We start from the raw sequence: 19154 nt of genomic DNA, 5'->3' as shown, positions 1-19154 counted from the left end.
ACCCAAGCCATTATAAATTGATCCGGATTCAAAAATAGAAAATTTATTTCAGGTTGACAAGAATATATTACACACCCATCTATTAGAATTTTAGGGGACTTCCCAAATTATCCGTTTTATTATCGTCCCTCTTATCGTTAGAGGAGGAGTCATTCCTTAAATTCTGTCCTTCTTTGTGCTCATCATCTCTAGTGACAAAATTGTTAGTATGTTTTTTCTTTTTTATACGTCCAAGATATTTCGATATAAGCTGAAATTCTTCTTTAAATCCGGTATACTTCCAATAAAATTTGTTGACAAGAGTTGAGATTGCAAACCAGATAACGCTATTTACTATAATAGTAAACAAGAATCCATAATAATAAGCCATAATTGTTCCGGTTATTGTTCCCCCTATGAGATAAGGCATTTGACGTTTTAATACTGATTTTAATAAACTATCCAAAATAACTTCTACCGACTATTATATTTATAACATGGTTTATAGCCAAACGTAGTATTATTAAATTTTTTACATGTCACAAATACGATGAATTAATATTAAGGTTCCAGAAACTAGATTAATAACACTTTTTTATACTTTAATATATATTTCAGAATGAAAGATGGAAAGGTATTACTCATGGTTGATATCGTGAAATTTCATAAAGGGTTAGCAGCTCTAACAATGTGATATCGAATACTGTATTATGTGTGTAATGGTAAGCTAAATGAAAAATTTGCTCCTTTTTCATCCTTGTTATTGTGAGCCCATATATCTCCTCCATGTGCTTCAACAATACTCTTTGCTATATACAGTCCTAATCCTGTACCTTGATTTGATTTTGTAACAAACTTATTGAATAGTCGAGGTAAAATTTCTTCGTCAATACCTTTTCCTTTATCTCTAATTGATACTATTACTAATTCATTGTCCCGTATCTTCTCGATATTGCTTTTTCCATCTTTGGGATTCTCAAAATTGACATCGTTTGCTATACTCCCTTTATTTTGACCCTTTGTGGTTGAAACAGTGATGGATTCGCCGTTTGAAAATTTGATTGCATTATTTAGCAGGTTTGAGAGAACTTCAAAAATCCTTATTTTATCTGCAAATACAATAATAGGATCATCATGGGGTTTAAAAACTATGTTAATGGGAGGAAGCGAATTAGCAGAAAGCAAACCAAGGTTTGTTTTAGTAAGAACGTCTTTAATCACATTTTGTATTTTTTCGTTTAAATTAAAGGATTCTTTATTCAACCGTAACCTGTTATTATCTATTTTGGATATATCCAGAATTCCAGTTACAAGTTTTTCGAGTCTCTGAGAATTTCTATATGCTGACACAAGTCTATTTGTAAATTGTTCTAGCCTAGGCTTATCTTGGACTAAACTTTCAAATTCTCTATTGATATTATCATTGCCTTTTGAGGGATTCTGCAAAAGTGATGGGATATCCCTTTCAATTAATTCAAAATTTCCATACAAGGCTTGGATCGGGGTCCTTAGTTCATGACCAGTGATGTCTAATAGCTCTCTTTGTTTTAATAAAAGTTGCTTTATCTGCTGGTTGGCCTCAACTAAATCCTTATTGACTTGTGCAAGTTCTTTATTGGTTAATGCGAATTTTTCGTTAGTTTCTGTAAGTTGGTCATTGGCTTCAATGAGGTCTATTTCAATTTCTTTCAAACCTTTTTTTTGTATTCTTATTTCTTCTGTTTTCTTTTTAATTTCTTTAGTTAAAAGATGAAGAGACTCGCTTATTTCTCTCAATTCATCGGTCTTTGCGAGTAATTCACCCGTTTTTATTGTGAGAAGGTCTTTTTCATTCAATCCTGTATTGTTTTTATTTTCGGGTAGTGATATGATTATTCTAAATAGATGTTGTAAAAATACTTTAAATAGTTACTAGTTTTCATGTCTTAATAATAGGAGATCGTTACTATTGCAATTCCATTTTTTCGGCCTAAGAACTAATTAAATAAAGAGGCGATTAATCAAACATGAACGACTAGTTTCATAAGACCCCCCTTTAGATTTTGTTGTTACAAGAGAGGATTGGCGTAAATATGATTTATCTGATAACTCTATTTTGAAGGTTAAAGTGGTTTTAACGAAGGTTTATAAAAATCAAGGTCAACTAATGCTTGAAATACATCCAATTCATATAATTTTGACAAACGAAAAAGGAAATCCAGACTCTAAAGCATATTCTGCAGATGAGCTTAAAGCCCCAATCAATGGGGATATTCGATTTACTACTGTAATTGAATAGTGGAACGAATATGTAGTTGATGATGGGACAACTATAAAAATTCGACCGCTAGTCTTGAAAATTGCAAAGACATCAAAGTTTGATTCAAAGGGATTTCCAAAATATATTTGTGAGATCCGAGGCGATATGAAAATGGAATCCCCGCATCATGAATACAAGAAGATGATCTTCTTTGTATCCTTTTATGTTCATAGGATTTGCTTGTCTAATTCGAACTCCGACTAATGTTAACGCAATATTCTCATGTGGAAAATATGGTCAAACCTTTAGCTCCAGATAATAATTAAAAAAATATAGTACAACACATTAAGTCGAATAAATCTTAACTTAGTAATCAAAGTAGTTCTTAATATAGTGTATAATTCAATACTACAATGTGTCGGAATCAACAAAAAATGTAACTTCACAGTATGAAAATATAATTGATTGGCTCAAAAAGGATCCAGTCTGCAATGTAGACGAAACTATTGACGATAATAATTCAGTTTCTATTGTTAATACTAGTTATTTTGAAGATTTTAGAATTGGAATTTATGTTTATAAAAACGACGTTGGAAGGGTCGAAATAATATCAAGCCCTCGTTTGTTAACTGAGGATAGCCAGGTTTTACAAAATATAAATGACAAAATAATTAATGATTTTCAAACACAATTGACCAAGGATTTGTTGAAAGTAGGTGTATTTTGTTCATTGCAAACAAACAAGGAGGGAAACTCTATTGGACTTACATTGATATATCCATTGTTTTTTGATAATTTGACACGAGAATTATTTATGCAGGCTGTTCATTCTGTTGCTAGAGCGTGTCTTATAACCGCTATAGAATTCGATAAATTTGTATTAGATCATCAATAACTAACAAGATATGGAACTAATTTTTTTATTTATGTAGATATATAGTTTATTCAGTATATTCTGGTACACACAAACAGAAAAATCCTTCTAAATCTAATTTTTGGTTAATAGTAACATATATTGAATCTCTTGCACAATTTTTTGAAAAAATCGCTGTATATCTTGTGGCATGTTTAACTAGTTGCTCTTTATATTGCATACGTCATCATTCATAGAAGTTCATGTCCATGTTAATATCAACCTAATACTATACTACGGCAATTACAAGGGCATAAAGTTCAGAATTAATCCATCTAAGTTGTTCCTTATAGCCGAACACCAGAAGCATACCAATTTCCATGAGACGCTTCAGTAAATGTTATTATAACTTCCTGTTTGTCAACCTTCAATATCTTGACAATATCCTCCGTAATTGCTTCTGCCAATCTATCCTTTTCTTTTTGAGTTCTCCCACTATACATTTGAACATTAACTATAGGCATGATTATAATTCATTATGGAAACTAATAAGATTTCATTTAACTCTTTTTGTTATTTATAATTAAGCATTAACAGGATCTGATAACAATTATTTTTGAAATAAAGGCTTTACATCCTGTATTACAATACTGGAAATATGCCTGAGCAATAAAAGATCGATGAAACAAACCAATCTTTAAACATAGTTTAGAAAAAATTATCAAAGATAGAATAATCAGCTACGTGTTTGGAATATCGACAGAATGTTTTCAGCGACATTAACTAACTAATTAACTAACAGAGTAATTAAAGGCGACATGATGACTTTTCAATTCTAATAATCATAACTACCTAAAATTAGCCTGTATACATTATGTTGTTTTTATTGGAAATGGAATATGTTATTATAATAATAATTAACTATTCGCGATATAGTAAAAACAGTACAAAAATAAACTAATCAACTACGACTAGGTGTAAAAAAAGACCGGCGGATGACTTTACAATATTCATTGAATCTTCTGCCAAATTCTATCGAAATTTCCTCTTCTTTTATGATCTCCCCCCTCCGTCCAGGCGTTCTCATCATCTGTTGTTGAACACTTCGCCTTTCATCATCTAATTCATGAAAGCCTCTATCATTATCATGAATTTGCTGTCTTTTACTCCTCAATTCTTGAGAATACCTTTGACGAAAAGATCCTTCTATATCTTTAGTCGATTGTTCTTCTTCAACAAGTAGAACTGAACCTTCTTTCTTATTTGGATTGACCTCATGACTTTTATGAAGAGAATCTAGGGACATATAAAGAAGGTGATTATTAGTATAACTTTTTTCTATTACCACATGCTTATGTATACTGCGGACCTCTTAAACATATCGAGACAAATATAGGTTTTCAGGTAATTTAATTACCATTTCATAACAACAGAAATGATTCCTTCAAATGTGCCATTAACTTGGGGACTAACAGCATATATCTATTCCTAGAATCAGAATAACCCAATCCATAACTATTTACCTACTTCGCCGACTTGATACCAGTTTATTGACCAATTTTGCAATGTCTAAATGAAATTGCAAAAGGTTTGGTTAATTGTCCAATTGTGCAACGAATACAAAACTATTCAAACTATCAGAAAAAATAGGGACCATATCTCAAGTAATGTAATACTTATTTAATTTTTCACATATTTAGTGTTAGCAAATTTCCTCGCATTTTCTATGATACTACGATAAGTCGCTAGTTGTTGTATAGCCATACAAACAATAAAAAATAGTATGAAAATTACAGTCAAGAGAAATGATAGATAGCCTAGGAAATTCATTAATGCTGTAATAAATACAACCAAGAGAAATGATAGATAGCCTAGGAAATTCATTAGCCTCACACACACCATTTTATTTATAAAATATTGATGCGGTTACTTTACAATAATGTGTGCCTAGAACTTTGTCAGTATTTTCAACTCTATCAATAACTAATTTTGTTCCTGCTTTCACTTTATCAACTGGCCGATCCAGATGACTCTCATCTGTGGGTCTTTCATTTTTGCTATACTCTTTAGTAAAGTCACTAAAACTTTCTCCATGGTTTTTTATCTTTTTATTATTTTGACTATTAATCATTACAACGTAAGGGAGTATCATAGTATAAATAAAAGTACAGTTCCCATGTACCTCATGGATTCGAAGCCCACCGGGCCCGCCTTATGTTTAACCCATGTTCATAGAACAAACCTACTATTGACATAAGTCAATAGTTTCCTTGACTAACTTAATGGATCCAATATTAATTCCAAAAACATTATAATTAGAATTGTTACTGCTAATCTGTTGCAATCATTGACCTCTTTTTGCGACGACGGTTACTTATTATGATGATGTCTTTTTCATTTTGATTTTCTCGATATACTTCCCTTTTTTCTTTTACCATTAGAAAGTTATCTTTATTTTTTTGTCTTTTTTTAATTGAAATTTTGAAAGTAGTGTCAATAGATTTCTCTGGATATCGTTGTTCAGCAAGTTCCTTAATAGAGTCATCTAAAGGAACAAGAGAAGGAGAATTAATTACATAGTGTTTATGTCGCTTTTCTACATCCTTATTGTCTCCTTTAAGGACCTTTTCTATTTCTTTTGCTAAACACTTTTTAACAAATTCTTTGAGTTTGTTTGTATCAGGGCCTTGAGGATATGTAGCTAATAAATATTCAAAAATTTTCATATACTCGACTACTTTCCTGCGATACTCTTCCTCAGAGGGTTTGTGATTTTTTGTTATCTTGAACCAAGTAGTAGCACACTGAGCAGGATAGGCTTTCGCAAGTTCTTCTATTACCCGCCCCATTTCAAAGAAGTCTAGCATAAAGACATTCTCCTATAGAAAAGAATAATTAGAGTGCTCTCCTTTTCTCTCAATTTACATATTAAATAGTCTTGTACTATTTATGCTCATCTTACAGACTCGTAATATATCTATTACTAAACCCAATAGGCCCATTTGACTAGTACTATTTTTATCAAATAAGGGTATCTTCAGAAAATCCGGGTTCGTTCAATGTTGTTCCACAAGATCAAGCTACCCTACAACAACCCTAGTTCCTTTTGTTTAATTGAACAACAGGTATACTAAAACAGTTTATCGATTAGCTTAATACCTGTTTGACTGAAAGCTATATCCCATGCCCAAATTTCTATTCCAACCTGATCCAATTGATGGATATGAATTTAATCCGATTCCTATAGATATTCATCTAGGGGTGATCAAGATCCCTACAGAAGAGCTTCTGTATGACGACGCAATAAATAACACTGAAGCTATTATTGTTGGAACGGATAGGAAAGAGGTTCTAAATAGATTACAAACAGTATTTGCTAGGGAATTTGAAAGGTATGGAAAATTAAAAGAATCAGATGTTCGACCTACAGATTATGAAACTAGACAAGCATGGTCACGAATAAGAAAACACATAAAGAAATCGAATAAGAAATGAGTAAATTTCTCCATCATCTTACAAAATTCATTCTTAGTATGACTGTTCAAAACTTGACTGCACACACAGTAAAGCATGATTGAAAGTACAACCCATTTTTAGACACATAATTATAACAGTAGTCGCATCTCCAATACTTTCATAAGGGGTCTTGCATTTCTAATTCGACATTCGGCACAGTTGTAAGGCCCATCCTATTAGCTATTTATTTTCAATAAACCATAAAGAAGCAAAATACGAAAAACTTGATTTTCAATTTGGAAAAAAAAGAGATGTAGATAGGTTGAACTAGTATCTACCTTGCCTTTAGAGTATTGGCCATACAGTCTCCAAGCTGGGGGTTAAGATTACTCGGTAACTTTATCCACCCATCCGGACAATCCATTTGCTTCAATTTGAATACTGTAGCTACCTCAGCATTACTCATGGGAATAAGCGAACCCATGAAAAGTGCTATGGTTACCACCAGTGCTACTGAAGCAGTCACCAGTATTTTTGCGTCCTTGTTCTTTTGTTTATGAGTTGTTGTTCTCATAAAGGTTTAAGGTAAAAATAATTATATTGAAATTGCTAACTAATTGCAATACTCTAATATTCTTGCAAAATTGGAATAGAAGTAATAATAATGTCAAAAAGCAATCACTTTAGTTCAGATCCTGTCATATTTGTTATTTTGTCGTCATCACCTGATCAGCATAGTGGAATTAAAATGATTGCTAAATCCATTGCCATCAACTAGCTCAATAAAATAGATTAATTATCGAAGTATAGACCGCAATAGATTAGTGTATAATCATCATAAGGTAATAGAATTTTAGATCGAACCCACTTCAGAGGACTGATATTGTCCTGAAGCCTACCGGCCCGTTTGATATCTCTTACTTTTGAGACCAATTTAATAACACCTATCTACCGAAAATGAGCCTGTCTTTTACTTTATCTAATAATCAAGGAAATCAGAAGTTCATATAACGTATCTTCATTTGGAAACTCGCAACTAACGGAACGATCGGTTGATAAAGTGAAAGGCGAATAGAATAATCCACTAATTTTTTTTATTTCATATTATGCCTTACCAAGTGGTTTTGGATTTGACATGTCAAAATAAAGGAAAACCCATATCATAATTCATCTCAGTTTAACTTCTCTATAATATTAGTAGAGAACCCTCTGAATCTTCCAATAGCAGTAGTATAGGAACTTTTTTTTAATTGCACAAAACTTGACATACATCAAGTGATTACTGTAGGCTTATCAGTAGCCTTGAAATATATCTACTACTAAACTCAGCGGTTGAAAGTCGACCAAGCATAATTCAAACCACTGAAGACTAATTAATGGCAAATAAAATACAATAAGAACTAATGGATATCATGTATTCTCAAAAATTTACTTTATTTTTCATGTTTTATAAGGAAATTCATCTAGTAAAATTACCTTGGATTCGATTCTAAAAACAACTACGTTTCTTATATCTAGTTGCCATCGAATAATTGCATGAATCTAAAAAAGCAGAAAATTAACTATGAATATCAAGAGATTGAAGGTCCAAAATACTGAATCGGGTAATAAAAAAATAGAGACTAATTCCCTATTTCACTTAATATTTTGACATATGTAATATGATCGCATCCATGATCTGGATTGCGAGTATCATGAAGGGAACAATACAGGGTCCGCTTGCCAATCATAACTTCAACATTACGGTTTAACTTATTATCTCGGATTACAAAACTATGATCATGTCGATATTTGAGATAATAGTAATCCGTAATCAGCTCGTGAGTACTGAATTCGGAATCCTCTTCATCTTGTTTGGTAATTGTTTGATCTAACATTCTTATTTTTGAATGAGTTTGCAATCAACAGATATAGAGAAGTCTTACTATATATTCTTATTGAACATTGTTCTATTTAAAGACGGCTACATTGTAGTCCATTGAGTCCTCTTTGAATTCGCTTACTGTTTTTGAAAATCGGTGGAATAATAGATACGGCAAGCAGTATAGAACAGGTATCTCTCTATGTCAAGTACAAGTCGATAAGGGAATCGGTAGAACATTCATTCACATTTGTATAAGCAAGATCTAATTTGTCATTTGATTGCTAATCAAAGCTTCTTACAGAAATAAGTAAGGTTTAGACAAATTTTATCGAATTACATGCATTAGAAAAAAATTATCGAGTTAACGATCAGTTGGGCTTTCAATTTTTATTCATTATTGACTATCCATAAATTCAAAAAGCGGTTCATAACCTCTTGTATAGATAGTATAATGATCAATACCTTTTACTTCCTCAGGCATTGAATAATGGAATCCCGAGAATAAATCTATGGAGAAGGGTGAATTGTCGCCTGGAGGAAGTGATTCAACTAAGGGCCTCCCTTGACTTAATCCAATAAATGAATCATCCTTGTCAAAAAATACGGCATAAATGGATATAGAAGATTGTTCGTTTGTAGAATTATTTATGACCGTTCCGGTTATTTGGTACGAATCTCCACGAAATCTAACATCAGTTATGGAAAGATTTTCACTCTTGCCAATAGTAGCTTCCGGGGGAGTAGTAGTAATAGTAGTAGTAGTCATGTTTTGACTTGTATCCGTATCAAGATTTGGTGTGGCAGTATCAAGTGATTGACCGTAAGCAAACGACAATGTTAGAATAAAAACGAGAGTAGAAAATGCGACAAGAAGGATTTGTTTCATGGTCTCATTGATTGAGAAGATATTAATTAAATTTTCTTTGCAATTGAAATAATTCAAGAAATTTCACAATATTTCTAATCCTTATCTGTTCTGCCACAGTAGATGCCTTCTATTCAAAAAATTTGAAAAGTAACAGTTCCCATAGACCTAATGGATTCCAAGCTTACATAATTCTTAAGTATAGTAATTCTCATTCAATAGATTTGGAGAACTTCGATACAGGTCTTGTTAGTCTCATGAGATTTGAAACAGTATATGGTATTTACTCGGTAAGAATAAATTGAATGAAAGTCTTGTCCAGTAGAACGGTATTGATTCTTTTTTTTATTTTTCAGTCCATCAAGTCCATCTCTTGTAATTTGAAAGTTTTCACCAACTTCACAATGTATCGTATTTGAGAATCAAATCTTCGATGGCTTGATAAAACAAGGGCGAATTGGAATCACCATATTACTTGGATGCTCAAAATAGATAGAATCCTGCCTATTTCTTGCCAACAATGCATAAAGCTTCGTTACTTAGGCTGATAGATCCTGAACTTCTATCAACGTATCGATTTACTTACTCAGTTATTGCTCTCAAAATTTGTAACTTTCGTTCAGGAGTTTGATTAGACAATGCTGTTTCAACAGGCTCAGCAGTCTCATAAGCGAAGCGCGTAAACGAGTCGGCTGAATCAAGTGTCAAAATCATATCAATTTCCTTAATAGTAACGCCTTTAAACCCTGATTCGAGAAATAACTCCTTAAGCAAATTCTCATCTGCTAGACTAAATGGTCCAGGTGAATTTGGCGGAATAGGCGAGATCTTTGTTTCTTTAATTATCTTATCAAAGGTTAGAGTAATAAATGATACTTTACTCGGTGTAGACCAAACAGCTACTGAGAAGAATCCTCTATCCACCAGTGACTTGTAGATATTATTCAGACCGCTTTAATATCAGGTAAAAACATGATCCCAAATCTACAAAGCGCTGCATCAAATGATAGTGGAGGTAAAACAATCGTTTCTGCATCACCCTCTTTGAAATCCATCCGATCATCAAGACCTAATGTTATGCTTCTTTGTTTTGCTATTGATAGCATTTTCAATGAGATATCGGTGGCTAATACATGACCATTTTTGCCTACTTGATAAGCAGCGGTTATGGATGGTTCTCCTATACCAGTGGCTACGTCCAGAATTTTTGAACCTTCCTTTATATTCGCAAGTTCTATCATTCGCAGACTGATATTTTTGCTTGCAGGTTCAATAACATCCCAACATTTAAGCCATTCATCAGCCACGCCATTCCAACCTTGACGTTGGTTTATCTTATATTGTTCATTATTTGTAGTTGACAAGTTTATCTAACCTCCAAATGTTGTTTCAAGGATTTGATGTGTTTCTTTGTTCTTTGTTAATGCGTGTTCTCTTACTTCATTTATTTCGAATAATATTTTATCTTCGATCATGATACATATTTGAAATTTGTAAGATAAATTGAAGACGGAAATTCGAAGTATGTTCTAAATAAACAGGAGAATCTTTTTGATTGCTGGATCTGGAATAATGTGAGGAAGCGTTGATGATGATGATATTATTGATTAAAATAATAGAGCAGAAAGATGTATAAAAAACCTTTTTTGATAGAGGGGTAATTCCTCATGAGATCTTTCATGTCTAAATAAGTGTAATAGGACTACAATCATTTCACAAGTTTTACAATCATTAATAATCATAGGGACTGATTGTGTTCTTCATGTTATTCACATTGACGGAAACTATAGTATAATAGAGTCTGGCGATAATTTGCAAGATATTATCATCTACTGCTTGCCTCAGTATATCTATCGCTCAGTTCATCAGCCCATGTTGAAACCTTATTACTTTGAAAAATGTCCCTTACACAGCATTAAATGAATAAATTCGGAATCAAAACCAATGAATGTGAAAAAAATGTAGATGAATAAATTAATGTATCTAGTTTTTTTAATTTATTAGTCGCCTAAAATCTACATAGGTGTGTAGTTGAATTATCAGTGATGCCTGATGTTGCGTTATCGCCTCCACCAGTCATATTAGAGGATTCCATGTCCACGGTTGAACCCATATCACCAGCTGGAGGTGGAGTGATTGATCCTTGGGCAAATGATTGTTTGACCGTAAAGGTTCCAGCCATCAAAGAGGCGGTTGCGAGAATACTAGCAATTGCAAATAAGGATATTATTCATGCGTTTTGTTATCTAATTTTATTTCTGATAGTTATTATCAAAAAATATACTACGTATTTGTTATACTAGGTTTATATATGATGTATATATAGATGCACCTTTCAATATTGAAGGTCTCATTTTCTAATATTCAAATATATAAAAGGTACAAAAACTATTAATCCTAAGAATATTTAAGTAATATGAAAATATGAATGCGAAAATTTCTTTTGATGAAGAAAAACTATGCAAGAATTGTTCTCATCAAAGACGTGATCATAAATATGATGTATCTGAACAAAATAACGATCCTAAATGCGAATATCCAAAGTGTAATTGTAACCATTTTGTAGAATGGGAGTAATAATTATGTGAAAATACTCATGTTCAAAATTGAATTGAAGTATTCTGACGAGCTTTAAAACTTTGTAGATTAGATCAATTTATTAGTTTCAAGATCCTCAATTCACGAGTACCATGACGTGTCCAATTTTCGTTTACCCCTTTTGAGTGGGATTACAAAGTATAGATATCTTGTGTTATGAGATATGTGAATGTATTGCTGTGATATTCTTATTTTGTGGGGAAAAATATAATGATGCTCTAATTCGAGTTTTCAGTACTGCTAGATAGAGTTCCATTCACAGCAAGGGGTAATAAAGGCCCAAAGGTTTCTCCATTATCATTACTAATTCTCATTACAGGATCGTTTGATGTTTGGTTTCTTTCCCACCATGTAACATACACATTATTATCCGATGCTTGTATTTCAACGTCTTCTGATTCCGATTCGGGAGTCTTACTTAGATTTATCTTATCCCCAAATGTAGCACCATTATCATTGGATGCTCTAAACAAAACTTCATTGTTTCCAGATTTATTGGTCCACCAAGCTACATATACATTATCTTCAGATACAGCGATAGGAGCATCAATTACCAAAGTTGTGTGTCTTCTATCAGAAAATATTTGGGCATTAGCCTCAGAAGAAAGAAAATCGATATTGCTTAACGTCGCTGTTGACATTGTTCCTGTAATAATAATAATCAACAACGTGCAAATTCTGACAAAATGTTGCATACCTGTTATCAGATAGAATAAATAAAGTTTGATAGATATATGTTTTGTTAGAATCGTTTTATCCTTCTTTTAGACAAACTCATCTATTGTGCATTTGTTCATTACAAGCGTTAGAAAAGACAATCACAATCAAGGCATCTATCTTTCCTTGGAAAATACAGATACTTTTGAAATTAGAATTTGGTTTTGATAATATGATCCAGTCCAAGTATTTTCAAAGAAGAAAAAGAATCGATGGGCAAACTACTTCACCTGCCCCTAACATGTTACTACTTGTAGTGCATAGTCTTTGGGAAACTAGTTACTAATAATTTCAATCGGATCGAGGTATTATGCATGCCAGACAATCCTATCTAATCACATATGTTTTGAATTTCGTGGATTGAGTCTAAAATTATTAGAGTATTAGAGTATTGCATCTAGTTAGCAAATTAAATATATTTTTCTATGATACTAAAGATATGAATAATTGTATTATTCATAACCAAAATAAAACAAAAAACTTTTAGTAACATCAATCGCAATCGTGGTCGCATTCGCACTAATCCTGGATCCCATTATGGACTTCGACGATGCTCGTGCTAATCACAAAAAGAATGGAAACAAAGCATCACAGTCCATATCTCAATCACAATTTTCAAATCAAAACAGCCAGGCAGTATCTGGAGGAGATAGTATCGGTTCAGGTAATAACTTTAACTTCCAAAACCAACAGAACTTTGGAAACAATGTATTAGCTCAAGGCTAATAATGATGAAAATTACGATAATAAACGCTAGTGCAACTTTATTAGCATTTTCCATTTTTGTAATATTCGGTACATCATTCCTAGGAGAAGTCAGTGCCATTTCAAGTAACGTTAGTGCTGGAGGAGATGGCGCAAGTTCGGATAATTTTTCCCCTCAAAACATAACAATCAATACGGGCGAGCGCATCACTTGGACCAATCCCATGAAGGTTACAGAACCTCATACTGTCACTTTTGTTAAAGACAAGGAAATGATCCCGCCTTTGATTGTCCCGTTCAGCATTTCAAACGAGACTAAATTAACTGCTACTATTTCATCTGTGAATGTTGAACCAACCATAATGCTGGACAGCTCAAACTTGAGTAACAAATTGGCGATAGTGGATAATCTTAGGGCATCTGCTCCAGTTGTAATTGACGGTACCGAGACAAATATAATCCACCTTCCACCTAACTCCAACTATTCCTTTAGTGGTGACGAAAGCTATGTCAATTCCGGTTGGATATTTTCAATGGAACTGATTCCCCTAGGTGCACCACCAATTAGCTCATTCACAGTGACTTTTGAAAATCCGGTTACTTACAACTACATCTGTGTAATTCATCCCTGGATGTCCGGCATTGTTAACGTAAAATAGGTCTATTATTAGACCCAACCCCAGATTTATTACATATTTTACAGAATTATTAATTTTGTACTTATTTCCATTGGGTAATAGTTTTTATGTGATAAATCTCATATTACCTCTTGACAATTATATGAGAGTTTCAAGTATTCATGTATTTTTAGCTATTGTTGGTATACTGATATTAACAGGCTATTCCTATATCATCTCCAATGGCGTACACGCTCAATCGCAGAATTCAACAGCCATTGGTGTAACCCCAAATATCAGTGCAGAAAGCATTTTCAATACCAAGACTATGATATTGGGAAATAATGTGAAAAATCTTGTAATCCTTATCCCCAATGAAGGTCATCATGCAGCTGGCGAAGACAATGAAGCTAGATTTTTGGATCAACATTTTGTGCCAGAAAATGCCGTAGTCAACACAGGTACAACCGTGCAGTGGTTTAATGGAGATGCAGGGCATGAGCGCACTATTGATGTTAAGGGTCCCAATGGCGATACGGTATTTAATACTGGAGAAATAGTTGATAGTCAAGCATCTAATCCATTTACATTCAGCAATTCAGGTATCTATAACTATGAAGCAGAAGGTGATCCAGGTGTAACAATGACCGGTTCTGTAACAGTAAATAATATTCAATCACCGGTAACCTCATCAGCCAGTTTAACAAGCACGACACCTTCCTCAAATTCGAGTAATTTCGACACAGTAGGAATTCTGATGGTTCCAACACAAGATATCGACCAATATATTTCACAAATAACTGACGCAGGAATTACTGTAGACAATACTTTTGACTTTAAAGACTTGAGAGGCGGACAAGAGGGAACTGGAGATACACAAACTTTGATTGTGTGGACCACAGGTGGGAAAGATTTGGGAGAAACGCTTTCATCACTAAGTGAAATTTCATCGGACTTGCCATACAGTTAACAATAATCTATTTTTGATACATTAATTATTTCTTGCTTTTGTATTTATCATTCAATGATTGAGTTTTGATTTTGCTAAAAATTGTTTACATAGGAAGTCTTTTAATTAACCTCAGTAAAGCATCGAGCCTAAATGATGCAATATTGTTTTAGGCCTGATCATATAAAATGCTTTATAGGATTATTTCGAACTGCGCCTTATTCTCAGAGCATTATTGCATTCAAAGTCTACAACACACTTACAGTAATTCTGTAACCATCTTCAATAATTTTTTGCAATATAAAATATTCTCCGGAGTGACTTCCGTTACGCATCTTATTTTCGCTCCTCTTTTAATAATGTCCTTATATCCTTCATTATAAGCAGGTATTTGAGCCACTATGGAAGGGTCATCCTTTTCAAACGTAATATCCATTCTTGTTTTAGTGTTTTTCATGAACTTTACCCCTCTTTCTACAGCATTTTCTGAACCGGATAGGATTTCAAACTTGGGAGTATTTGTTAACATTCCTAGTTATCGCGTCAAGTTGCTATGGTAGCAGCAATATATAAGATAATCCCTTATCGAGATCCAAAGTTTCCCTTTTAAATTCTAAAAAGCATTGATAGTATTAGTGGAATGGTGATTAATTATTTTTTTCATTATGGAATTCGTAATTGGTTCTTATGTGTGCTGATTACTGTGGCAAAGTAAATGAAATGGTTGCTCCAATCCCATCTTTATTGTTTTCAGCCCAAATTTTCCCACCGTGCAAGTTGATGATACTCTTGCAAATGTATAATCCCAGTCCTGTGCCATAAAAAGATCTTGTAGCAAACTTGCTAAATAGCCTCGGAAGTATTTCGGAATGTATTCCTTCGCCATTGTCTGTTATCTTAACCGTGAGGTTACTTTCATTGGCCTCAACTGTTACGGTTATCAGACCCCTTTTAGTATCCATAATAAAGTTCACGGAGTTGTCTATTAAATTTGAAATAACCTGAGAGATTCTTAGCTTATCTGCAACTACGATATATCTTTGTTCACATCCAACTAGTTTAAACCTTATTTTTTTCTTCTGTATGCCATCTAATCTAATTTTATTTTCGAGTATTACCTCGAAATTCTTTATAATTTCCAGAATTAATTCTGTAAGACTAAATGTACTCTTGGAGAGATTAAACATTTTTCCCTCTATTTTTGTCACTGTAAGAATGTTTTCGGCTAACGCATGTAATTTTTGTGCACTAGTGATGACAATTTCTAGTAGTTCTCTCTGTTTCTCGTTTTCTAAGTTGTTTTTCACATATTCAGTTAATCCAATCATTGGTTGAACCGGAGTCCGTAACTCATGTGCAACTATATCTATAAACTCTCGTTGCATTTTATCATGAATTTTGAGTCTGTTGTATATTTTCTTTAAAAATTGATATAATTCTGATTGGTTCCACAGGGAATCAAAAATAAATGCATACGAGTTTGATATAGGAATACTATTTGAGTAAGATGCCAGTCCGATGGAATGGGACGAATCTCCGAATGTATCATTTTTAAACTCTACTATTATTGATTTGATTCTATCCGCTATTATCAATCCTATTTCTGATTGTATATCGTTATTTGCAATGGCTCTAATTTTCAAATTCTTTAATTGGTTAATTGTAAAGTCAAATGGTCTAGCACTAACATTACCCGTATAAAATTCCTTCTTGTTATCTTGCAAAAGATAAAGATCGTCTTTAAATAATTTATTAATATCCTTTATTTCTTGAAAATCTATTTTATCAGTAACAAGAAACTTTATGGATAAATCCTTATTCTGAGAAATACTTCTCATATGTGTAAAGAAACCATTTTCTATCTGTTTCTTAAATGAGGTTACGGTTGGAAATATTCCTAGTATCTCCTGATTAGCTGAAGCAACCAGGTCTCTAATTAAACTCAATGTATCACCAGATTTTTCAATTGTTTCTATAAAAGGTATTTCTGTTTCTTCTTCAATCGACTTTATTATCTCTGATGCATGTTTGCTATTTTCCCATAATTTGTCAAACATGGATTTAAAATTATGTAGATACGCTGGATCGTTACTATACAAAATATTATTAGCAAAATTATTTTCTGTCACGTCTTCTACTGTTGCTACCATGTCTGATTTAGTGATACCAAAGCTGATAAAAGGTGATTCCTTTAGGTGACGAATCTCTATTCCGAGGTCGAGATATCGTTTAACTAATTCTAAATTATACTTTGATATTGCGATTAGGATCCTAATACCTTTGTGTGTGCCATTTTTCTTTTTCTCAAGGAAATCTTTTATCCACCGTAAAAAAAGATCATAACCAATCTTCAATCCTTCAGAATAGGTACAAATATTCAACTCGGTGGATTGGAACAAGTATGTGGCTAGTTCTTCAGCCTTAAGTGGATCATCTGACATGGAAATTATTTTTGTTTCATAATTTATACTGCTCTTTTCAATTTCTTTTATTTTCCTATCAACGGGTACAGCTTTTTTCCAAAGATTCTCGAACATGTATTGAGTCTGGTTAACCATCTCCCTTTCATTACAATGAATGACTCTCGTTAACAATTGTTCCTTCGGAAAAATTAGATTGGTCATATATTCTGATTCGCTAATGGCAAATCCTCCTTGAAAATCATCTAGGTGACGCAGTTCACTAACTATATTTAGTAATTCTTTGCAGTATATCACGTTTTCTAAAGTAACTTCAGTTATGCATCTAATTTTTCCGCCTCTTGATAATATATCTTTAAAGCCATTAAAATAATCCTCAAGGTTAATGACAACGGACGGAGCATTCTTATCAAACGTAATATCCATTTTTTTTGTAGTATTTTGCATGAAACTAATTGCTTTTTTGGATGCATTTTTACAGTCGAAAAAAACTCCAAATTTACTGTCATTAGTAACTCTATCAGTTATGACTTATCATATTTATATTATATTTGGAGTATATAAAATTAATCATTAACTATTCTCTAGATAAAGCTTTATAACCATTTTAGGTAAATTTGAATTACAATAACTAATTTGATTTTTATATATTCCACTTTTAATAATAAGTATCTGTGTGAGTGGAGCTAATTGAGATCAAAAGTAAATAACTATTAACGGAATACAATATCTAACTTTAACCGCAATAACTATTTTGTTTCTCGGAATAAATCTGCCTGTTTGTGATAAATTAGATATGGAAAAATACCAGTGTCAATATAACTTAAACAAAAATGAGATCAAAGAGCATAGACATGAAACTATGTTTTGCTATAATTCTTGGTATTGTTATTACGATACCATTTTCTAACTCAAATTTAGCAGGTGCTCAGATGCCTGATGAAAAACCGATAAATATGGCACTAACTTTGTGGGTTCCTAATTTTATTGCATATATAGCCCAAGAAAAGGGGTATTTTGACAAAAACAATGTGGATGTAAACATTACACTTGTTCAAGATTATGCCAATGCAGTGAAAGGGTATGCTAATGGGGAATATGATGGAATGTTTATAGTATATTCTGACGCTTTAATACAAGATTCCGAAGGAGTAGATACCAAAGTTGTCTATAACATAGATACTTCATATTATGCTGATGCAATTATAGGGAATGTTGAAAACCTTACCGAAGTTAAGGGTAAAAAGGTAGGTGTAGAAGGAATCAATAGCTTCTCACACATTTTTATGCTGAGATCTTTAGAAAATATTGGTCTCAGTGAATCGGATGTCGAATTTGAAAACATACTTGGCAAAGATATTCCAGATGCCGTGGTGAGTGGTCAGATAGTGGCAGGTCATGTCTACGAACCGTTTATAACGGAAGGTATAAAGAAGAATTTAAACGTCTTATCTACCGGGGCAGACGTACCAGGTACAATAACAAATGTATTAGTGTTTCATTCTGAAATAGTGGAACAAAGATTTCAAGAGGTTATGAACATAATTAAATCACTGATTGAAGCAAAAGAAGATTTCGACAGAAATGCAGCAGAAGATATTGAAATAATGTCTGCAAAGTCAGGATTAAACAAAACACTAATAGAGGAAGGGCTAAATAATGTCAAGTTTTTAGATCTGGACTACAATTCTCAATTTTCTATGAATAACAAGTTAAATGAGACGATATCCTTGTATGATTCTGGAAATTCAATAGGAAAGTTTTATGCTGAAAGAGGAGTAATTAGCGAGTATCCAGATATAGAAAATATAGTGGACCCAAGATTTGTCAAAGATTTAATGGCAGAAAAGAATCTACAATAAATTGCTGCAAAAAAAGGAAGGAACTGGCAT

22 protein-coding genes are annotated in these 19154 nt (G+C 32.8%); 7 read left to right on the top strand and 15 right to left on the bottom strand.

The features are described from left to right. Nucleotides 1-82: 82 nt before the first annotated feature. On the bottom strand, nt 83-445 hold the full coding sequence (locus ACMT7R_RS09930; protein WP_415311585.1) for a hypothetical protein: 363 nt from the start codon (nt 443-445) through the stop codon (nt 83-85). Nucleotides 446-687: 242 nt separating this feature from the next. Then, nucleotides 688-1815 carry an ATP-binding protein gene (locus ACMT7R_RS09925; RefSeq protein WP_415311583.1) on the bottom strand — a complete coding sequence of 376 codons (1128 nt, stop codon included), beginning with the start codon at nt 1813-1815 and terminating at the stop codon, nt 688-690. Between the two features lie 271 nt (nt 1816-2086). Between ACMT7R_RS09925 and ACMT7R_RS09920 the strand changes: the two genes are divergently transcribed. Next, complete coding sequence (locus tag ACMT7R_RS09920) at nt 2087-2257, top strand: hypothetical protein (RefSeq protein ID WP_415311582.1); 171 nt, start codon at nt 2087-2089, stop codon at nt 2255-2257. Nucleotides 2258-2633: 376 nt separating this feature from the next. Continuing rightward, entirely contained in the window at nt 2634-3113 is a 480-nt protein-coding gene (locus ACMT7R_RS09915; RefSeq protein WP_415311581.1) for a DUF2299 family protein, read from the top strand. Between the two features lie 305 nt (nt 3114-3418). Here the strand turns inward: ACMT7R_RS09915 and ACMT7R_RS09910 are convergent, their stop codons facing one another. The 4 genes from ACMT7R_RS09910 to ACMT7R_RS09895 all read right to left on the bottom strand — a co-directional run bounded on the left by ACMT7R_RS09910 (nt 3419) and on the right by ACMT7R_RS09895 (nt 5938). Next, complete coding sequence (locus ACMT7R_RS09910) at nt 3419-3595, bottom strand: tautomerase family protein (RefSeq protein ID WP_415311579.1); 177 nt, start codon at nt 3593-3595, stop codon at nt 3419-3421. 437 nt (nt 3596-4032) lie between these two features. Further along, nucleotides 4033-4377, bottom strand: a complete 345-nt coding sequence (locus ACMT7R_RS09905) for a hypothetical protein (RefSeq protein WP_415311577.1) — start codon at nt 4375-4377, stop codon at nt 4033-4035. A gap of 597 nt (nt 4378-4974) precedes the next feature. Further along, nucleotides 4975-5202, bottom strand: a complete 228-nt coding sequence (locus tag ACMT7R_RS09900; protein WP_415311576.1) for a hypothetical protein — start codon at nt 5200-5202, stop codon at nt 4975-4977. Between the two features lie 199 nt (nt 5203-5401). Next, nucleotides 5402-5938 (bottom strand): hypothetical protein, encoded by a 537-nt coding sequence (locus ACMT7R_RS09895; protein ID WP_415311574.1) that lies wholly within the window; start codon nt 5936-5938, stop codon nt 5402-5404. Nucleotides 5939-6254: 316 nt separating this feature from the next. On the opposite strand from ACMT7R_RS09895, the gene ACMT7R_RS09890 reads away from it, so the two are divergent. Then, nucleotides 6255-6566 carry a hypothetical protein gene (locus tag ACMT7R_RS09890; RefSeq protein ID WP_415311572.1) on the top strand — a complete coding sequence of 104 codons (312 nt, stop codon included), beginning with the start codon at nt 6255-6257 and terminating at the stop codon, nt 6564-6566. A 295-nt stretch (nt 6567-6861) separates the two neighbouring features. On the opposite strand, the gene ACMT7R_RS09885 is transcribed toward ACMT7R_RS09890, so the two are convergent. The 7 genes from ACMT7R_RS09885 to ACMT7R_RS09855 form a co-directional block, all read right to left on the bottom strand. Beyond that, nucleotides 6862-7101: a hypothetical protein gene (locus tag ACMT7R_RS09885; protein ID WP_415311571.1), complete on the bottom strand. Its 240-nt coding sequence runs from the start codon at nt 7099-7101 to the stop codon at nt 6862-6864. A gap of 1048 nt (nt 7102-8149) precedes the next feature. After that, complete coding sequence (locus ACMT7R_RS09880; protein WP_415311569.1) at nt 8150-8428, bottom strand: hypothetical protein; 279 nt, start codon at nt 8426-8428, stop codon at nt 8150-8152. Nucleotides 8429-8785: 357 nt separating this feature from the next. Then, nucleotides 8786-9277, bottom strand: coding sequence for an FxLYD domain-containing protein (locus tag ACMT7R_RS09875; RefSeq protein ID WP_415311568.1), 492 nt, complete (start codon nt 9275-9277; stop codon nt 8786-8788). A gap of 561 nt (nt 9278-9838) precedes the next feature. After that, entirely contained in the window at nt 9839-10180 is a 342-nt protein-coding gene (locus ACMT7R_RS09870) for a hypothetical protein (RefSeq protein ID WP_415311566.1), read from the bottom strand. A gap of 20 nt (nt 10181-10200) precedes the next feature. Beyond that, nucleotides 10201-10620 (bottom strand): methyltransferase domain-containing protein, encoded by a 420-nt coding sequence (locus ACMT7R_RS09865; RefSeq protein ID WP_415311564.1) that lies wholly within the window; start codon nt 10618-10620, stop codon nt 10201-10203. A gap of 644 nt (nt 10621-11264) precedes the next feature. After that, on the bottom strand, nt 11265-11438 hold the full coding sequence (locus tag ACMT7R_RS09860; RefSeq protein WP_415311563.1) for a hypothetical protein: 174 nt from the start codon (nt 11436-11438) through the stop codon (nt 11265-11267). A gap of 634 nt (nt 11439-12072) precedes the next feature. After that, on the bottom strand, nt 12073-12522 hold the full coding sequence (locus ACMT7R_RS09855) for a hypothetical protein (protein WP_415311562.1): 450 nt from the start codon (nt 12520-12522) through the stop codon (nt 12073-12075). Between the two features lie 586 nt (nt 12523-13108). Between ACMT7R_RS09855 and ACMT7R_RS09850 the strand changes: the two genes are divergently transcribed. The 3 genes from ACMT7R_RS09850 (at nt 13109) to ACMT7R_RS09840 (ending at nt 14863) form a co-directional block, all read left to right on the top strand. Continuing rightward, complete coding sequence (locus ACMT7R_RS09850; RefSeq protein WP_415311560.1) at nt 13109-13297, top strand: hypothetical protein; 189 nt, start codon at nt 13109-13111, stop codon at nt 13295-13297. A gap of 2 nt (nt 13298-13299) precedes the next feature. Further along, entirely contained in the window at nt 13300-13935 is a 636-nt protein-coding gene (locus tag ACMT7R_RS09845) for a hypothetical protein (RefSeq protein WP_415311558.1), read from the top strand. A 121-nt stretch (nt 13936-14056) separates the two neighbouring features. Further along, nucleotides 14057-14863 (top strand): hypothetical protein, encoded by an 807-nt coding sequence (locus ACMT7R_RS09840; protein ID WP_415311557.1) that lies wholly within the window; start codon nt 14057-14059, stop codon nt 14861-14863. A gap of 238 nt (nt 14864-15101) precedes the next feature. Here the strand turns inward: ACMT7R_RS09840 and ACMT7R_RS09835 are convergent, their stop codons facing one another. Both ACMT7R_RS09835 and ACMT7R_RS09830 read right to left on the bottom strand, forming a co-directional pair. Beyond that, on the bottom strand, nt 15102-15371 hold the full coding sequence (locus ACMT7R_RS09835) for a hypothetical protein (protein ID WP_415311555.1): 270 nt from the start codon (nt 15369-15371) through the stop codon (nt 15102-15104). Nucleotides 15372-15540: 169 nt separating this feature from the next. Beyond that, entirely contained in the window at nt 15541-17709 is a 2169-nt protein-coding gene (locus ACMT7R_RS09830; protein ID WP_415311554.1) for an ATP-binding protein, read from the bottom strand. A 407-nt stretch (nt 17710-18116) separates the two neighbouring features. On the opposite strand from ACMT7R_RS09830, the gene ACMT7R_RS09825 reads away from it, so the two are divergent. Beyond that, complete coding sequence (locus tag ACMT7R_RS09825) at nt 18117-19124, top strand: ABC transporter substrate-binding protein (protein ID WP_415311552.1); 1008 nt, start codon at nt 18117-18119, stop codon at nt 19122-19124. Nucleotides 19125-19154: the final 30 nt, after the last annotated feature.

Source organism: Candidatus Nitrosocosmicus sp. FF01, from assembly GCF_047711275.1.
Lineage (GTDB): Archaea > Thermoproteota > Nitrososphaeria > Nitrososphaerales > Nitrososphaeraceae > Nitrosocosmicus.
Note: the sequence above shows the minus strand (reverse complement) of the source record. Positions and strands in the feature narration are given on the sequence as shown.

Excerpts from the sequence above, each read along its gene's own strand:
- ACMT7R_RS09910 (WP_415311579.1), bottom strand. The coding sequence starts at position 3,595 with ATGCCTATAGTTAATGTTCAAATGTATAGTGGGAGAACTCAAAAAGAA.
- ACMT7R_RS09905 (WP_415311577.1), bottom strand. The coding sequence starts at position 4,377 with ATGTCCCTAGATTCTCTTCATAAAAGTCATGAGGTCAATCCAAATAAG.
- ACMT7R_RS09900 (WP_415311576.1), bottom strand. The coding sequence starts at position 5,202 with ATGATTAATAGTCAAAATAATAAAAAGATAAAAAACCATGGAGAAAGT.
- ACMT7R_RS09895 (WP_415311574.1), bottom strand. The coding sequence starts at position 5,938 with ATGCTAGACTTCTTTGAAATGGGGCGGGTAATAGAAGAACTTGCGAAA.
- ACMT7R_RS09890 (WP_415311572.1), top strand. The coding sequence starts at position 6,255 with ATGCCCAAATTTCTATTCCAACCTGATCCAATTGATGGATATGAATTT.
- ACMT7R_RS09885 (WP_415311571.1), bottom strand. The coding sequence starts at position 7,101 with ATGAGAACAACAACTCATAAACAAAAGAACAAGGACGCAAAAATACTG.
- ACMT7R_RS09875 (WP_415311568.1), bottom strand. The coding sequence starts at position 9,277 with ATGAAACAAATCCTTCTTGTCGCATTTTCTACTCTCGTTTTTATTCTA.
- ACMT7R_RS09860 (WP_415311563.1), bottom strand. The coding sequence starts at position 11,438 with ATGGCTGGAACCTTTACGGTCAAACAATCATTTGCCCAAGGATCAATC.
- ACMT7R_RS09850 (WP_415311560.1), top strand. The coding sequence starts at position 13,109 with ATGGACTTCGACGATGCTCGTGCTAATCACAAAAAGAATGGAAACAAA.
- ACMT7R_RS09845 (WP_415311558.1), top strand. The coding sequence starts at position 13,300 with ATGATGAAAATTACGATAATAAACGCTAGTGCAACTTTATTAGCATTT.
- ACMT7R_RS09840 (WP_415311557.1), top strand. The coding sequence starts at position 14,057 with ATGAGAGTTTCAAGTATTCATGTATTTTTAGCTATTGTTGGTATACTG.
- ACMT7R_RS09835 (WP_415311555.1), bottom strand. The coding sequence starts at position 15,371 with ATGTTAACAAATACTCCCAAGTTTGAAATCCTATCCGGTTCAGAAAAT.
- ACMT7R_RS09830 (WP_415311554.1), bottom strand. The coding sequence starts at position 17,709 with ATGCAAAATACTACAAAAAAAATGGATATTACGTTTGATAAGAATGCT.
- ACMT7R_RS09825 (WP_415311552.1), top strand. The coding sequence starts at position 18,117 with ATGAAACTATGTTTTGCTATAATTCTTGGTATTGTTATTACGATACCA.